Genomic DNA, 15,960 nt, shown 5'->3' on the forward strand with positions numbered 1-15,960 from the left:
CGATGCGCGCGGTGAAGTCACCGACCCTGTTCGCCGCCTTGACCGGGGTCGCCGCACTGCCGGCGGCGGCCGACGCCGCCGAACTGGCGGTGAGCGTCGAGATCCCGCGCCTGTCCGTCGCCGAGTATCATCGACCCTACGTGGCCCTCTGGATCGAGGGGCCGGACGAGGCCGCCGTGAAGACCTTGGCGGTCTGGTACAACGGCAAGCTGGCCAAGAACGAAGGCGCAAGCTGGCTGAAGGACATGCGCCAGTGGTGGCGCAAGGCGGGCCGCGGCCTGACACTGCCCGCCGACGGCGTCAGCGGCCCTACCAAGGCGCCCGGCAAGCACCAGATCGTCGTCACCGCCCAGCAGATGGCCGGCGTCGCGCCGGGTCAGTACAGCCTGGTCGTCGAAGCGGCCCGCGAAGTCGGCGGCCGCGAGGTGATCCGCGTGCCCTTCTCCTGGCCGCCCAAGGCCGGCGCCAAGCCCGCCACCGTGGCGGGGACCACCGAACTCGGCGCGATCACCGTCGCCACCAAGCCCTGAACCCTCCGGAGCCCCGCACCATGTCGATCGCTATCCGTACCGCCGTCGCCGCGGTCATCGCCCTGGCCATCGCCCCCGCGGCGCAGGCTCACCGCTCGTGGCTGGCGCCCTCGGCGACCGTGCTCTCCGGAGCCGAGCCGTGGGTGACGGTGGACGGGGCCGTCTCCAACACCCTGTTCTACCCGGACCACGTCGCCATGCGCCTGGACGGGCTGAAGGCGATCGGGCCGGACGGCGCGCCGGTCCCGATCCAGAACGGCTCGACGGGCAAGTACCGCTCGACCTTCGACCTGCAGCTGAAGACGCCGGGGACCTACAAGATCTCCAATGCCTCCGAGGGCATGAGCGCCTCCTACAAGCTGGGCGGCGAGACCAAGCGCTGGCGGGGTTCGGCGGCCGACTTCGCCACGGCGATCCCGAAGGACGCCACCGAGGTGCAGGCGTCCAGCAGCGCCCGCCGCGTGGAGACCTTCGTGACCTCCGGCGCGCCCAGCACCGGCGCCCTGAAGGTCACCGGCAAGGGGCTGGAGCTGGAGCCGATCACCCATCCGAACGACCTGGTGGCCAGCGAGAAGGCGAGGTTCAAGCTGCTGGCGGATGGCAAGCCCGCCTCGGACGTCGAGGTCGAGGTTGTCCTGGGGGCCACGCGCTACCGGGCCAAGGGCCAGGAGTTCAAGGTGAAGACCGGCGCGGACGGTGTGTTCGAGGTCAAATGGCCGGAGCCGGGCATGTACTGGATCGAGGCCTCGGTGCGGGGCCAGGACCCGTCCGGCCTCGCCCGCAACTCGGGCTATGCTGCCACGTTCGAGGTCCTGCCGGACTAGCATGCGCCGCGTCGCTGTCCCGCTGTCGCTGACACCCGAGGCGGCGAGGCCGCGGGACGGACGGCCCGTGGCCCTGGGCGGCCCGACCATGGGCGTGACCTGGAGCCTGCGGGCCTGGGCGCCGAGGACGCTGAGCGACGCCGTCCTGTCGGCTGCCGTCCAGGCGGCCTGCGACACGGTGGTGGCGCAGATGAGCACCTGGGAGCCGGCCAGCGACCTTAGCTGCTACAACGACGCCGCGCCGGGGACCTGGGCGCCCGCGCCCGCGCATCTGCTGACGGTGCTGGGCGCGGCGCTCGAGACGGCCGAGCTGAGCGGCGGCGCGTTCGATCCCACGGTGGGGCCGCTCGTCGACCTCTGGGGCTTCGGCGCGGCGGGGGCGACGACCGTCGAGCCTGCGGTCGCCAGCCTGCGGGCGGCCAGGGTGGGCTGGCGCGACCTGCGCATCGACACGGAGAACGGGCGGATCTTCCAGCCCGGCGGCCTGCGCCTTGATCTGGCGGGCATCGCCAAGGGCTTCGGCGTCGACCTTGCGGCGCGGGCGCTGGAGGGGCTGGGCGTGCGCGACTACCTGCTGGAGATCGGCGGCGAGCTGCGGGGCGGCGGCGTCAAGGGCGACGGCGAACCCTGGTGGGTGGAGATCGAGGCGCCGCCGGAGGGGGAACTGGCCGAAGTGCCGATCCTGGTCGCCCTGCACGGCCTTTCGATCGCCACCTCGGGCGACTGGCGGCGCGCCTGGTCGGCCGGTGGGCGCCGCTACAGCCACACCCTGGATCCGGCCACCCGCGCGCCCGTGGAGGACGCCATCGCGGCGGTCAGCGTCCTGCATCCCGACTGCATGCGGGCGGACGCCCTCTGCACGGCCCTGACCGTGCTGGGGCCGGCGGCGCCCGACTTCGCCGATCGCCACGACATCGCGGCGCATATCGTGTCGCGCGGGGCCGATGGGCTGCGAGAGTGGGTCTCGCCCGCCCTGGGACGCCTACTCGATTGAACCTAGTGAATGGTCCGGTGCGCCTCGCCCGGCTCTGACGGCGCGCCCAGGCGGGCGGGCAGGGGCCAGCCGGCGCGGGCCAGGGCGGCGTTCAGCGACCGGGCCAGGATCATCACCTGCTGCGGATCCGAGACCAGGGGCGCGATCAGTTTCTCGCCCAGTTCGAAAGCCACCGGTGCGACTCCGCAGGCGACCACCAGGCGTTGCAGGTCGGGCGCCGCGCCGCCGCATTCGCAGCATTCCGCGCAGATGGGACGCAGTCTCGAGGCCTCGACGGCCTGGATCCAGGCCAGGAACAGCGCCGCCACCCGCGGATTGGTCCGCTGGATCAGGGCCTGCGAGACCGGCCGGTGCGGCGCCTCCCCCGCGCAGCGCGCCGCCGCCCATGCCCTCAGACCGCAGATCAGCAGGTTCTCGCCGGGCGTGAGGTCAGCGCCGTGAGGGGCGGGGGACGCAGGTTTCAGTCGCACTCCATCGCCTCGGGGAGGAAGGGCGACTATGATGCGACTGCGATGCATTCGCAACACGAACACCCAACGTCTCCGGGCGAACCGCGGACTTAGCCGTCCGCGGTGATGACCACGAAAGGCGCCCAGTAGGCGGGGTGCGCCCATTCGGGCCGCCAGCCGGGCAGGGCCGAACCGTCGGGCCGGCGGCCGGTGCGGACGGTCCGCATGGCCTGCTGCAGGGCCTGGGCCTTGGAGAGCCTGGGATTCGCCTTCTGGATGGCCAGGGTCTGCACGGTGAGCGCCGCCGTGGCGTCGTCGAACACCCGCCAGTGGCTGACCAGCAGGGCGCGGGCCCCGGCGTACAGGAAGGCGCGGGCCAGGCCCGAGAGGCTGTCGGCCCCCGGCGCGCCGTCGCTGCCCGCGGTGTTGCAGGCCGACAGGATCACCCAGTCGGCGGAAAGATCGAGGGCGGCGGCTTCCGAAGCGGTCAGCACGCCGTCATCCTCGGCGGTGGCCTTGCCCGGCGGGGTCAGCACCAGGCCGGGCTCGTCCAGGCCCGCCAGCTCGTGGGAGAGCAGGCCGTGGGTGGCGATGGCCACGACGCCGGCCTTGGCGATGTCGGGCGAGGTCTTGATCGCCGCCTCGGTCGCCCTGCCGCCCAGCCGCACGGTGGTCTGCGGCGCGCCCAGGGTGCGGGCCATGGCGCGCAACTCGTCGGCCGTGCCGGGCAAGGGCGCGAAGACCGGCTTCGTCTCGCCCGAGCGGGCGGTCCAGGCGGAGATGCCGCCGATGGTCGGATCGCCATAGCCGACGAAGGCCCAGCGCTGGGAGGCGGGCCGTTTCGACGGGGCGGTGGTGCGCAGGCTCGCGACCGAGGGCAGGGTGGTGAGCGCGTAACGGTCGGCGAGCCAGCTCGTGGCGGCCAGCGACTGGGCGCCGGTTCCGCCGCCTTGCGGCGCCGTGGTGGGCAATAGCCCCAGGGGCAGGCTGCCGAACGCGCCCGAGGTGGTCACGAACAGCCGGTCGACGCCGCCCAGCGCGCTCTCCACCGGCCCGATCAGGTCGCGGTACAGGCTGTAGGCGATCTGCAGGTCGAAGGGGGCCACGTGGCCGTCGAGGATCGGCCGACCCTTGCCGCCGCAGGCCCCGTCGTCGACCTGGCAGCGCAGGGCGCGGATGCGGGCTTCCAGCTCCGGCTGACCGCCTTCGATGCGGTTCCACAGCACCCTGGTGCGCGACAGCGCGAAGACGTGGACGTCCTGCCCGGTCGGCACGATGAACAGCATGCCCTCGCCGGGCCGCAGGCGCTTCTGGGCCTGGATGACGGTTAGGGCGGGGGGCGCGATGGTCTCGGCGTACTTCGGATTGTCCTTCTGCAGCCGGGCGTCGAGGCCGGCCAGTTCGCGTCCCACGGCGTCCAGGGCGGCGCCGACGCGCGCGGCCTTGGCGGGATCGTCCTGGGGCAGGGCGCGCGCCAGCTGCCCCTCGATCTGACGCACCTCGCCGGCGAGGGCCTGCCGGACCCTGGCGTCGCCGGCCGCGGCCTTGCGGGTGAAGGCGGCGCGCGCGGCGGTCTGGGCCAGGGCGCGGGCGGCGGGCGAAACCTCCAGGTCCTGGGCGGCGGTGAAGGCCTGGTCCTGCAGGCGGGGCAGCTCGGCCGGCTGCTCGCGGGACGCCAGCCAGGCCAGGCGCAGGTAGCGGCGGAATACCGGCTCGGCGGCCTGGCCGGTCTCGCCGTCGGCGCGCGCGCGACGGATGGCGGCTTCGGGGTCCGAGCCGGCGGCGCTGAGGTCGGCGGAACGGCGAGCGCGCACGATGGCCACGGCGCGCGACGACAGCTGCTCGGCGCCGGTGTTGGCCGCCAAGTGGTGCTGGTTCTCGGCCAGGGCGTCGTAGGCGGCGGCGGTGGTCGGGTGGCGCTCGCCCAGTTCCGTGCGGCGGACCTCCAGGGCCTTGCGCAGCATGGGCTCCGCCTCGGCATAGCGCCCCCGTGCGCTGAGATCGGCGGCGAGCCCGGCATACGCCTGGGCGGTCGCCAGGTTGTCCTCGCCCTTGGCGGCGCGGACGATGGCGAGCGCGCGCCGGTGCAATCGCTCGGCTTCGGCGTGCTTTCCACGGGCAGCGAGGTTGTCGCCTAGGGCGCCATAGCTGGCGCCGGTATCGGCGTGCTTCTCGCCCAGAGCCTTGCGGCGGACCTCCAGGGCCCGGCGCAGCAGGGGCCCGGCCTCGTCGGTGCGGCGTTGAGCGTCCAGATTGGCCCCGAGCGCCGCGGCGTCGGCGGCCGTCGCGGGATGGCCGCTCCCACGCACGTCCTCGTCGGTCGCCAGGGCAAGGCGCAGCAGGGGTTCGGCCTCCCCGTGGCGGCCCTGGGCGTCCAGGTTCGAGCCCATCCGGGCATAGGCCTGGGCCGTGGCCGCGTCGCGCTCGCCGAACACCTCGCGACGGATCGCGAGCGAGCGGCGGTGCAGGGGTTCGGCCTCCACATGGCGGCCCAGTTCGTCGAGCGTGGCGGCCAGCGCGCCCATATCGGCCGCCACGCCCGGATCCTTGTCGCCGAGCAGGCGAAGGTCGATTTCGGCGGCCAGACGGTACAGCGGTTCCGCCTCGCGGGGCTTCGACTGGGCGCGCATCACATCGGCAAGGGCGACGATGGCGGCGGCGGCCTCGGCGCTCCGCGGCCCGAACAGGGCCCGGCTGGCGGTCAGCAGGTCGCGGCGAAGGGGCTCGGCCTCGGCGAAGCGGCCGCGCCGCTCCAGCACGCCGGCCAGGTTCGAGATCGCCAGCAGGGTCTGCGGGTCGCGATCGCCCAGCGCCTTGCGATCGACCCCGAGCGCGCGGCGATAGAACGGCTCGGCGTCGGCGTCACGGCCCTGGCGGACCAGGGCCTGACCGATCCACGACCAGGAGACGGCGGTGACGGGAGCGTCCGGCCCGTAGGCGCGAAGTTCGATCGCGACGCGCTTGCGGGTGACCTGCTCGAGCCTGCGCCATTGGCTGGCTGCGCGCGCGGCCTCGGCCTCGACCACCAGCGTCTGCCACGCGGCGGTTTCCTTGGCGGTCAGCGCGCGCGGGCTCGCAGGGGCGCCGGCGGCGAACGCCGAGGCTCCTGGACAAGCAATAATGCAGAGCAGCGCGACAGCCGTCAGGCCCGCGCGCCGAACTCGGGGACGCATACTCCCGTCCTCTCACGAATCTCCCACGCGTTGACCTTACTCGCCTGTCGGGCGAATCCGCATGGGACCTGACGCCGCGCCGGGACCCCCTGAGCCGATATAGCCCAAAATGGCGGCACGCTGGATCGCCTGGGAGCGGCCCCCTGCGCGAAGCTTGCGGGCGGCGTTGGTGACATGGAACCGGACCGTGGGAAGCGAGATGGCCACAAGCTCGCCGATCTCTGCGTCAGTTTTGCCGGCGGCGGCCCATTTCAGGCACTGGATCTCGCGTCGGGTCAGCCGAGCCGGCGTCTTGTCGGAGCCGGCGATCGCCTCCTCGTAGGTGGCCACGAACTTCAGGGCCAGGATGTGCATCTCGGCCGCATGCGCCGCGAACGCGCGGGCGACGTCGAACCCAGGATCGGCCGTGGCCCAGATGACCGTGCCGATCACCCCGCCCGGCAGATAGGTCGGCGCCACGATCGAGGCGCCCACGCCATAGGTTTCGATCGTTCCCTCGGCCGTGATGGCGTCCAGTGCGCGATTCGGCCGCCAGGACTCGAACCGACCGCCGGTGAAGTAATACGGCTCCGAACACGCGCGCGAGGCGTGGACGAAAGCCGCCTTCAGTGCGAAGCCGTGGTCCTCCCAATAGCGCAGGTCCGGATCCACCCAGCGAAAGGTGGTCTCCGCGAAGGGCCGCCCGTCCGCGCCCGCCGGCGGGACGGTGGACGAGATGTCGGTGGCCGCGGCGACGAATGGCAGGCCGACGCGCGTCCCGATTGCCACGATTTCGCGGGCCAGGACCTCGGCGTCGGCAAGCAAGGTCGATGCGGCGACCATCAGCGTCCGCGCGCCCCCTATCACTTCCAATAGCTTGTTCGCTTGCGCCGCGAGCCGCAAGGTCCGAGCCTCGCTCGGATAAGAAGCGACGTTGATAACGCCCATGAGGGCGCAGGGGAGGAATGATGAAGTTGCGTAAGTGGGCGCCGTCGGCTGCCGTGCTGTCGATGGCGTGTGTGGCGGCGGGTCAGATTCAGGCCGCAGAGGCGGATCCGGCCGAGGTCGAGGCGGTGATCGTCACCGCCCAGAAGCGGGAACAGAACCTCCAGGACGTTCCGATCGTGGTGAACGTGGTCTCGGGCCAGCAGCTCCAGGACGCCGGCGTGCGCGACGTGAAGGACCTGCAGGTCCTGACCCCCGGCCTCAGCGTCACCTCGTCCACGGGCAGCGCCCAGACATCGATTCGCATCCGCGGCGTCGGCACGATCGGCGACAACCCTGGCCTCGAGTCCTCGGTCGGCACGGTGATCGACGGCGTCTACCGGGCCCGCAGCGGCGTGGCCTTCGGCGACCTGGGCGAGCTTGAGCGGATCGAGGTGCTGAAGGGCCCGCAGGGCACGGTGTTCGGCAAGAACACCTCGGCGGGCGTCATCAACGTCATCACCAAGGCGCCTGAATTCGACTTCGGGGCCAACGCCGAGCTCACCTATGGCAACCATGACGCCCGCGGCGCCGCCGGCAGCGTCACCGGCCCGATCGGAGAGACCGTGGCGGGGCGCCTGTTCGTGGCCGTCCGCAAGCGGGACGGCTTCAACGACGTCCGGAACGGCGCCGGTCCCAGCACCCAGAAGGACAACGAAGACCAGGACGTCTTCACCGTCCGCGGCCAGCTCCTGTGGCTGCCGACCGACACCCTGACGGTCCGGGCGATGGCCGACTACACCGAGCGCAACGAGCACTGCTGCCTGACCATGACCACGGTCGTCGGTCCGACGGGCGCCCTGATCGACGCCGTGGCGGCCGACGCCGGCACCGTTCGCCCCGGAAATCCGTTCGCCCGGCTGACCTATGCCAATCGTGAATCTAATCAGGATATCAAAGATAAGGGCGTCTCCCTTCAGGCGGACTGGGAGATCAATCCCGACGTCACCCTGACCTCGATCACCGCCTGGCGGGATTGGGAGAACCTCCAGGGCGCCGATATCGACTTCTCCTCGGCGGACATCTGGTACCGGCCGTCCGACGGTCGCACCTTCGGAAAGTTCGAGACCTTCTCCCAGGAAATGCGCCTGGCGGGCCGGTCCGGGCCGATCGACTGGATGGTCGGCGGCTACTATTCGGACGAGCAGCTCGACACCAGCGCCTTCACGCCCTTCGGCACGGCCTACGAGACCTACTTCGGCCTGCTGCTGTCCGGCGGCGCGAACCCGAACGCGGTCTCGGCCCTGACCGGGATCCCGGCCGGCCAGAACTTCATCCCCGGTCAGGGCTCGCTCGACACGTTCGACCACTCGACCAAAGGCTTCGCGGTCTTCACCAACAACACCTGGCACGTGACCGACGCCCTCGAGCTCACGGTCGGCCTCCGCTACACCGACGAGACCAAGAAGGTCTTTGCGCAGTACAACAACACCGCGCCCGGCCTGGCCTGCGCCGCGGCCATCGCCCGGCCGATCCCGGCCGCCGCCCGCGCCGCGATCTGCGCGCCGGGCGCCGACCCAGCCTTCAACGACGTCGACACCCGCCAGAAGCGCAGCGAGGACCGGATCGGCGGCACGGTGAAGGCCAGCTACCGGTTCAGCCCGCAGCTGATGACCTATGTCTCCTACGCCAACAGCCACAAGAGCGGCGGCTTCAACCTGGACCGCGCCCGTCTGAGCGCGGGCGTCATCAACCCCGACACCAGCTTCGCCGCCGAGACGGTCGAGAGCTACGAGGCGGGCTTCAAGAGCAATCTGTTCGAGAACCGGCTGATCCTGAACGCCGCGGCCTTCGACCAGACGTTCGAGAACTTCCAGCTCAACACCTTCACGGGCATCAGCTTCGTGGTGGCCTCGATCCCGAAGGTCACCTCCAAGGGCGTCGACCTGGACATGGTCTGGCGCACGCCGATCCGGGGCCTCACGGCCACCGGGGGCGTCACCTATGCGGTCACCCAGTTCGGCAACTTCACCCCCACCGCCGGGGTCGGGCCGCGCCTGCCCGGCTCGCGCCTGTCGTACGCCCCGCTGTGGTCGGCGTCGTGGTCGGCAGCCTACGAGCGCGACCTGGGTTCGGAGATGCGGCTGCGGGCCAGCCTCTCGGGCCGCTACACCTCGCCCTACAACACCGGCTCCAACCTCGATCCGCTGAAGAACCAGAAGGAGCTCACCCTCTGGAACGGCCGGATCGGCGTGGGGTCGGCGGACGAGCGGTGGACGGTCGAGATCTTCGCCCAGAACCTGACCGACGAGGACTACTTCCAGGTCGTCGTGGACCAGCCCCTGCAGTCGGGGACCTACGCCGCGTTCCTCGGCGCGCCCCGCACCTGGGGCGTCACGCTCCGGTCGAAGTTCTAGAGGAGCCTGCCGAAGTGGACCTGGAGCTCACCGACGCCGACCTGGCCTTCCGCGACGAGGTGCGCGCCTTCATCGACGCCAACCTCACGCCCGAGCTCAGGCGCGCCGGTGAGCGCCTCACCAGCGTCTTCTGCGAACCGCGCTACAGCCTTCCCTGGCAGCGGATCCTGCACGCCAAGGGGTGGGCGGCGCCGAGTTGGCCCAAGGAATATGGCGGGCCGGGCTGGACCGAGGTCCAGCGGGCGATCTTCGCGGCCGAATGCGCGCGGGCCGGCGCGCCCAGCCTCTCGCCCATGGGCCTCAAGATGGTCGGGCCCGTGATCATGGGCTACGGCACGCCCGAGCAGAAGGCGCACTACCTGCCGCGCCTGCTGGCCGGCGAGGACTACTGGTGCCAGGGCTATTCCGAGCCGGGCTCCGGCTCAGATCTCGCATCGCTTCAGCTTCGGGCCATAAGCGACGGAGATCATTACGTTCTGGATGGTTCGAAAATCTGGACGACGCACGCCCAGTTCGCAAACCGGATGTTCTGCCTCGTGCGCACCTCCGCCGAGGGCAAGCCGCAGCAGGGGATCACCTTCCTGCTGCTGGACATGGCGACGCCGGGCATTTCGGTGAAGCCGATCATCACCCTGGCGGGTGAGCATGAGGTGAACCAGGTGTTCTTCGACGGCGTCCGCGTGCCCAAGTCAGGGCGGGTCGGGCCGGAGAACCAGGGCTGGACGGTGGCAAAGTACCTGCTGGAGTTCGAGCGGGGCGGGGGCTCGGCGCCGGGTCTCAAGGTCGGCCTGGAGCGCGCCCGGCGGATCGCCGTCGCGGCGCATGGCGATGATCCCGCGCATCGCCGGTGGCTGGCCGAATCCGAGATCGCCGTCACCGCCATCGACATGACTGAACGGATGATCCTGGCGGCCCTGGCCGGCGGCAAGAACCCTGGTCCGGCCTCGTCCATGCTGAAGATCAATGGCACGGAGGCCATGCAGCGTATCGACGAGATCTCGGTGGCGGCGCTCGGCCTCTATGCCGCCGTCGACCAGCCGGCGGCGCGGGAGGCGGGCTCGAACATCGAGGCGATCGGCCCCGACGATGGTCTTGTGGCCATGCCGCGCTATCTGAACAACCGGGCCGCCTCGATCTACGGCGGCTCCAACGAGATCCAGAGGGATATCATCGCCCGGCTCGTGCTGGGGCTGTGAAGGAGGAAAGACCGATGTCGACGTTCCTGAACCTGCGCCGTCCGCCCTATCGGACCTATTCGATCACCCAGCTCTGCCGGGAATTCGGGGCCACGCCGCGCGCGCTGCGCTTCTACGAGGAACAGGGCCTGCTCTCGCCGGGTCGGCGCGACACGTCCCGCGTCTATTCCTACAAGGACCGCGCGCGCCTGCAGCTCATCCTGCGCGGCCGCCGGGTGGGCCTGTCGATCGCGGAGATCCGCGACATCCTGGACACCTACGACGAGGAGGGGACTGCGGCTCAGGACGCCGAGGCCCTGCGCATCCATCACCGGCGGGTCGAACAGCTGCAGGAACAGCGCCGCCACGTCGACGAGGCCATCGACGAGCTGAAAAAGGCGGCCGAGCACCTGAAGGTCAAGTACCCGAGCATCGCGACCGGACTGGACTCCTGAACAGGTGAGCGCCCTTGAGGACTTCGCGCCGCGCCCGCGGCTGAACGTCCTCGGCGGCGGCAAGGTCGACTATCGCCAGCCGGCCGGCGATCCGGGCCTGTTCGGGCCGGATTCCATGGCCTGGCGGGTTCACGCCAACCCGGTCGCGCTGGCCATCGGCGGGGTCGCCGCGGTGATCCTGGAGCTGGCGGAGCCGCGGGTGCGCTCCGGCGTCTGGGACCATTCCACCTTCCGGACCGATCCGCTGGCGCGCATGCAGCGCACCGGCGAGGCGACGCTGATCACCACCTACGGTCCGACCAGGGCGGCCGAGGCGCGGGTGGCGATGGTCACGCGGATGCATGAGCGGGTGGGCGGCAGGACGCCCGAGGGCCAGGCCTATACCGCCCTCGACCCCGAGCTGATGACCTGGGTGCATGTCACCGCGAGCTGGGGCTTCCTCACGGCCTACGACCGCTACGTGGCGCCTCTGGGCCTGGCCGATCGGGACCGCTATTTCGCCGAGGGCGGGCGACTGGGCCGGCTGTTCGGGGTTCCCGAGCCTCCCGACAGCGCCGCGGGCGTCGAGGCTTGGTTCGACCGGATGCGGCCGAAGCTGGTCCCGCACCCGATCGTCGGCGAGTTCCTGGATATCGTTTCGACGACCTCCCCGCTGGGCCTGGCCGGCCGGGCCTTGCAGCCGCTGGTCGTTCAGGCCGCCATCGACCTGCTGCCGGCCGACATCCAGCGCCGGCTCGGCCTGCGGACACGGCCATTGCGCCTGGCCGTGGCGAAGACCGTCCTGCGGACCCTGGCCCGGACGGCAGGCCGCGCGCCCAGCGACGTGGTGCGCGACGCCCACGCCAGGATGCGCCGGCCGTTGCCGGTTTAGCGCCAACCGGCGTCGCGGGCCGCCTTCTCCTGGGAGGCGTCCAACGTCTCGCCCTCGAGCGCGCGGTCGACTGCGGCCAGCACCTCGGGAGGCGTGCCGCTCGCGGCCGTGCGGTAGTCGGGCCCGGCGGCTGGGGTCCATGCGGTGGCCGTGGTGACCCGCCAGCGGCCGTCGCCGCGGCAGGCGAGGCCGGCCAGCCGGTCGGCGGCGCTCTGGAAGGTCCGGCAATAGCGGCCCTGCGCGTCGCGGAAGGTGATCCCGATCCGGACGACGCCGGGCTCGGCGGCGAGCTGCCGGTCCAGCGCCCGAGCGAGTTCCGTCCGCGCGGGGAGCTCGATCCCCACGGCGATCGCAGGCTCCGGCGCCAGGGCGAACCGGCCGGCCACCACCCCGACCACGAGGGAGGCGGCCACGGCCGCCCAGGTTCCGATACGAGGGCGCGCCTGGTCGTTCGCCGTCCGGGCGGCCAGGTCCAGGCGCAGCGGGACGGCTTCGCGCACCACGGGGCCGTAAGCCTCGGACAGGCGCTCGGCGAGCTCCCGGTGCGCCGCCACCTCGGCGGCCAGGGTGGGATCGGCGGTCATTTCGGCCTCGAACGCGCGCCGCGCGCCGTCGTCCAGCTCGCCGTCCACATAGGCCATCACACGGTCGAGGCGGTCGGTCATGACGGCGTCGCCTGCAATTCGGCGAGAAGCGCGGCGCGACCGCGCCCCAGCCGGCTGGTCAGGGTTCCCTGCGGCACCTCCAGCACCTCGGCGGCCTCCTTGTAGGAAAGCCCCTCGACCAGCACGAGCGCCACCGCCACGCGCTGCTCATCCGGCAGGCGGGCCATGGCGTCCTCCACCGCGCGGACTTCCAGGCGCGCCTCCATGGCGCCGGCGCCGTCCGAGCCGACGTGGAGGGCGTCCTCCTCAGGCGACAGGACGGCGGCGCGGCGGGTGCGGGCGCGGCTCTCGTCGATCCAGGCGTTCTTCATGATGCGAAACATCCAGCTATGCAGTTGCGTCCCCGGCCGCCACTGCCCGCGGTGGACCAGCGCCCGCTCCACAGTCAGTTGGACGAGGTCGTCGGCGTCCGCCACGTCGCGCGCCAGCACTCGCGCGAGGCGGCGCAGTCGCGGCAGCAGATCGACGATCTCGCGCTCGAGGCGGTTCAAGGATCAGACCTTCTTCGAGGATGAAACGAACCGCACGGGGCGTTTCATCCGTTGAGCGTCATAGAAAAGCCGAAGCTCGAGCATCAAACGCCCATCGGCGCTGGAGGACCCATGCGAAGACGGCCGGTCGCGCTGTTGACCTTGCTGGCCGGCCTGCTGGCCGCGCAGCCGGCGGCGGCGCAGCTCGTCGGCGGCGGCTTGCCGAGCGTGGGCGGCCTGCCGGTTGGGCTGCCCCTGAGGGGACTGGAGACCACGGTCGAGGACGTGAGGACGCGGGCGGTCCGGAGTCCAGCGGACGCGAGCCGGGTGCTCGGCGCGGTGTCGGACAGGGTCGAACCCTATCGGCGGCAGGCGCGGAACCTGCTGCGGCGCAGCCCCGACGCCGTGGAGCCCGACGACCTGGGCCAGCCGGTGGTGCGCGGCGAGGTTGCGGGCCTGGGCGTCACGGCCGCGGCGCTGGCGCGGGCCCGGGCGGCGGGGTTCCAGCTGCAGACGCAGGAGGCCATCGAGAGCCTGGGACTGGCCACGGTCGTCCTGGCCCCGCCGCGCGGGATGTCGGCGCGCGAAGCCCTGCGACGGTTGCGGGCCCTGGACCCGGCCGGCCGTTACGACCTGAACCACATCTATTTCGAGAGCGGCGGGGGCGGCGGCGCGGCGACACCGGAGCCGGCGGCCGGCGGCCGTTCCGGCCGGGGCCTGCGCATCGGCCTCGTGGACGGCTCCGCGGCGACGCGCGAGCCCGCGCTGGCAGGACTGCAGATCACCCAGCAGGCCTTCGCCCCCGGCGGCGCGAAGGTGACCGCGCACGCCACGGCCGTGGCCTCGTTGCTGGCGGGCTCTACAGCGGGGTTCCAGGGGGCGGCGCCCGGCGCGGCGCTCTATATCGCCGACGTCTACGGTCCGACAGCGGCCGGCGGCTCGGCCATGGCGCTGGCCCGCGGCCTGGGCTGGCTGGCCCGGGTGCGGACGCCGGTGATTAACGTCAGCCTGGTAGGCCCCCGCAACGCCGTGCTTGAGGCGGCGGTCGAGGCCCTCGTGGCCCGGGGCTATATCCTGGTCGCGGCGGTGGGCAATGACGGCCCGGGCGCCGCGCCGCTCTATCCGGCGGCCTATCCCGGCGTGGTGGCGGTGACGGGCGTCGATGCGCGCCGCCGCGTGCTGCCCGAGGCCGGCCGGGGCGCTCACGTCGCCTTCGCTGCTCCAGGCGCGGACATGGTGGCGGCGAGCGCCAGCGGCGGGTTCACGGGCGTGCGTGGCACGTCCTTCGCCGCGCCCTTGGCCGCCGCGCGGCTGGCGGAGCTGTCGCCGGCCCCTGATCCGGTCGGCGCGGCGCGGGCGATCGAAGCCCTGGGGCGCGAGGCGGCCGACCTGGGCGCGCCCGGGCGCGACCCGGTCTATGGCCGCGGCCTCGTGGCGGCGGACCTTGCCGTGCGCCCCTCCGCCCTGGCGGCGCAGGGACCCGGATCGCGGCCCCGCTGATTTTTTCGCCTCGGCCGGGATGAAACCGGAGGGGCGCCTCGTTGGACCTTCCGGAAGCCCGTTTTCCAGAGGAGATCGACGATGAATACCAAGACCCTCCTGCTCGCCGCCGCCGTGACCGCGATGGCTGGCGCAACGAACGCCCAGCTGCTGGGCGGCGGTCTCGGGGGCGGCCTCACCGGTTCCGGGGGCCTGACGGGCGCTGGCGGCCTGGGCGGCATCACCGGTGGCCTGACCGGCTCCGCCCGGGCCAATGGCGCCGGACGGCTCGGGATCGACCCGAGCGACCTGACCTCGCGGGCCGGCGATACCGCCGGGCGCGTCAAGCAAAGGGCTCGCAACACCGCGCGCACGGGCGTCCAGACCGCGCAATCGGCCGCCGACCAGGCGCGGGACACCGCTTCGGGCGCGGCCGGCCAGGCGATCGGCGCGGCGAGCGCCGCGGGTCAGGCCGGCGGAGCGCTTGCCGGTCAGGCGGCGGGCGGACTGCCCAGCGCGCCTTCGGTCACCGGTTCCGGCTCCGGCTCGGGTTCGGCGTCGGCCGGTTCCGGCGGCGCGGCCGTCAGCGGCGCGGGCGCGGGCAATGCGGGGACGAGTGGCCCGATCGGCCTCTCGCTCGGCGCGAACGTCAACGGACAGACTTCGGGCTCGGCGTCGGTTCCTCCTCCGCGCTAGCCCGCGGCGCTGGGATCACCGTCCGGCCGCTGGAGAGGCCCGAAAGGGCGCCGGATCCGTCCAGCGCGAAGGGGCCGCCGGAGCAATCCGGCGGCCCTATTCGCAGGCCCAGGCCTGGAACGAGCGGTCGATGACCGGCGGCTGGGCGCGGAGCGGCGCGCGGATGGTGAAGGCGGCGCCAGCGTCGCCCTGGACGGTGAGCACGCCCTTCAGGTCGCGGACGATGGCGGCGACGATCGACATGCCGAGTCCGCCCTTGCGGCCCAGGCCGTCGGTCAGGCCCTTGCCCTGGTCGGCGACGGTCAGCACCAGCTCGCGGCCGTCCCGGCGGCAGGTGACCACCAGCCGGCCGCCCGGCTTGCCGTCATAGGCGTGCTTGGCGGCGTTGATCGCGAACTCGTTGATGGCGATGGCGAGCTGCTGGGCCATGTCGCCGGGCACGCTGGTCAGGTCGGCCTGGATGGAACAGTTGAGCCCGGTGGTGGCGGCGATCGCCTGGCAGAGGCCGGCCAGGAAGGGGCTGAGCTCCACCGTCGCGCGGCCGGCGTGGTCGTAGAGGTAGCGGTGAAGCTCGCCCACCGCCACGAGCCGGGCCCGGCTGGCCTCCAGCGCGGCCGAGGCCAGCGGGTCGCGTGAGCGCAACTGCTCGAAGACCAGCATGTCGGCCGCCAGCTGCAGGCTGTTGGCGATGCGGTGGTTGAGTTCCTGGATCTGCCGTTCCTGGCTGGCCAGTTGGGCGCGGGCGCTGGAGAGTTCTCGGGCCAGTCCGTTGTCGTGGGTCGCGGCGCTAGCGAACATGGGCTTAGTCCCAAAAGTCTACGGTAGAGCTTGTTCCAGTGCGGGACGTCGCTTTTTGCGC

Annotated in this window: 15 protein-coding genes; 9 read left to right on the forward strand and 6 right to left on the reverse strand. The window is 72.2% G+C overall.

The annotated features are described in order from the left end of the window. Nucleotides 1-2 precede the first annotated feature (2 nt). From EPO51_RS01940 to EPO51_RS01950, 3 genes are read left to right on the forward strand one after another with little or no spacing between them, the layout of a single operon-like run. Complete coding sequence (locus tag EPO51_RS01940) at nucleotides 3-530, forward strand: DUF2271 domain-containing protein (protein WP_293345398.1); 528 nt, start codon at nucleotides 3-5, stop codon at nucleotides 528-530. A gap of 20 nt (nucleotides 531-550) precedes the next feature. Then, nucleotides 551-1,354 carry a DUF4198 domain-containing protein gene (locus EPO51_RS01945; protein ID WP_293345400.1) on the forward strand — a complete coding sequence of 268 codons (804 nt, stop codon included), beginning with the start codon at nucleotides 551-553 and terminating at the stop codon, nucleotides 1,352-1,354. Between the two features lies 1 nt (nucleotide 1,355). Next, nucleotides 1,356-2,348 (forward strand): FAD:protein FMN transferase, encoded by a 993-nt coding sequence (locus tag EPO51_RS01950; protein WP_293345402.1) that lies wholly within the window; start codon nucleotides 1,356-1,358, stop codon nucleotides 2,346-2,348. A 2-nt stretch (nucleotides 2,349-2,350) separates the two neighbouring features. Here the strand turns inward: EPO51_RS01950 and EPO51_RS01955 are convergent, their stop codons facing one another. The 3 genes from EPO51_RS01955 to EPO51_RS01965 form a co-directional block, all read right to left on the reverse strand. Further along, nucleotides 2,351-2,818: a hypothetical protein gene (locus EPO51_RS01955; RefSeq protein WP_293345404.1), complete on the reverse strand. Its 468-nt coding sequence runs from the start codon at nucleotides 2,816-2,818 to the stop codon at nucleotides 2,351-2,353. Nucleotides 2,819-2,907: 89 nt separating this feature from the next. Further along, entirely contained in the window at nucleotides 2,908-5,970 is a 3,063-nt protein-coding gene (locus EPO51_RS01960) for a CHAT domain-containing tetratricopeptide repeat protein (RefSeq protein ID WP_293345406.1), read from the reverse strand. A 36-nt stretch (nucleotides 5,971-6,006) separates the two neighbouring features. Then, a complete protein-coding gene (locus tag EPO51_RS01965; RefSeq protein WP_293345408.1) occupies nucleotides 6,007-6,792 on the reverse strand; it encodes a helix-turn-helix transcriptional regulator in 786 nt (261 codons plus the stop codon). Between the two features lie 125 nt (nucleotides 6,793-6,917). Between EPO51_RS01965 and EPO51_RS01970 the strand changes: the two genes are divergently transcribed. Genes EPO51_RS01970 through EPO51_RS01985 form a run of 4 tightly spaced genes read left to right on the forward strand, consistent with a single transcriptional unit; the run spans nucleotide 6,918 to nucleotide 11,791 of the window. Further along, the gene (locus EPO51_RS01970) at nucleotides 6,918-9,290 is read left to right on the forward strand and encodes a TonB-dependent receptor (protein ID WP_293345410.1); all 2,373 of its coding nucleotides are present in this window, start codon (nucleotides 6,918-6,920) and stop codon (nucleotides 9,288-9,290) included. 14 nt (nucleotides 9,291-9,304) lie between these two features. Next, nucleotides 9,305-10,486 (forward strand): acyl-CoA dehydrogenase family protein, encoded by a 1,182-nt coding sequence (locus EPO51_RS01975; RefSeq protein ID WP_293345412.1) that lies wholly within the window; start codon nucleotides 9,305-9,307, stop codon nucleotides 10,484-10,486. Nucleotides 10,487-10,500: 14 nt separating this feature from the next. Next, nucleotides 10,501-10,920, forward strand: coding sequence for a MerR family transcriptional regulator (locus EPO51_RS01980; RefSeq protein WP_293345414.1), 420 nt, complete (start codon nucleotides 10,501-10,503; stop codon nucleotides 10,918-10,920). 4 nt (nucleotides 10,921-10,924) lie between these two features. Next, nucleotides 10,925-11,791: an oxygenase MpaB family protein gene (locus tag EPO51_RS01985; RefSeq protein WP_293345416.1), complete on the forward strand. Its 867-nt coding sequence runs from the start codon at nucleotides 10,925-10,927 to the stop codon at nucleotides 11,789-11,791. On the opposite strand, the gene EPO51_RS01990 is transcribed toward EPO51_RS01985, so the two are convergent. Together EPO51_RS01990 and EPO51_RS01995 are read right to left on the reverse strand one after the other, a co-directional pair. Next, on the reverse strand, nucleotides 11,788-12,456 hold the full coding sequence (locus EPO51_RS01990) for an anti-sigma factor family protein (protein WP_293345418.1): 669 nt from the start codon (nucleotides 12,454-12,456) through the stop codon (nucleotides 11,788-11,790). The genes EPO51_RS01985 and EPO51_RS01990 overlap by 4 nt on opposite strands. Beyond that, entirely contained in the window at nucleotides 12,453-12,947 is a 495-nt protein-coding gene (locus EPO51_RS01995) for a sigma-70 family RNA polymerase sigma factor (RefSeq protein WP_293345420.1), read from the reverse strand. Before EPO51_RS01995 ends, EPO51_RS01990 begins: the two co-directional genes overlap by 4 nt. Before the next feature lie 111 nt (nucleotides 12,948-13,058). Here EPO51_RS01995 and EPO51_RS02000 point away from each other — a divergent pair, with 111 nt between their 5' ends. Further along, nucleotides 13,059-14,426, forward strand: coding sequence for a S8 family serine peptidase (locus tag EPO51_RS02000; RefSeq protein WP_293345422.1), 1,368 nt, complete (start codon nucleotides 13,059-13,061; stop codon nucleotides 14,424-14,426). An 81-nt stretch (nucleotides 14,427-14,507) separates the two neighbouring features. Further along, a complete protein-coding gene (locus tag EPO51_RS02005; RefSeq protein ID WP_293345424.1) occupies nucleotides 14,508-15,101 on the forward strand; it encodes a hypothetical protein in 594 nt (197 codons plus the stop codon). Between the two features lie 96 nt (nucleotides 15,102-15,197). On the opposite strand, the gene EPO51_RS02010 is transcribed toward EPO51_RS02005, so the two are convergent. Beyond that, nucleotides 15,198-15,899: a sensor histidine kinase gene (locus EPO51_RS02010; protein WP_293345426.1), complete on the reverse strand. Its 702-nt coding sequence runs from the start codon at nucleotides 15,897-15,899 to the stop codon at nucleotides 15,198-15,200. Nucleotides 15,900-15,960 lie beyond the last annotated feature (61 nt).

The organism is Phenylobacterium sp., assembly GCF_004297125.1.
GTDB lineage: Bacteria > Pseudomonadota > Alphaproteobacteria > Caulobacterales > Caulobacteraceae > Phenylobacterium.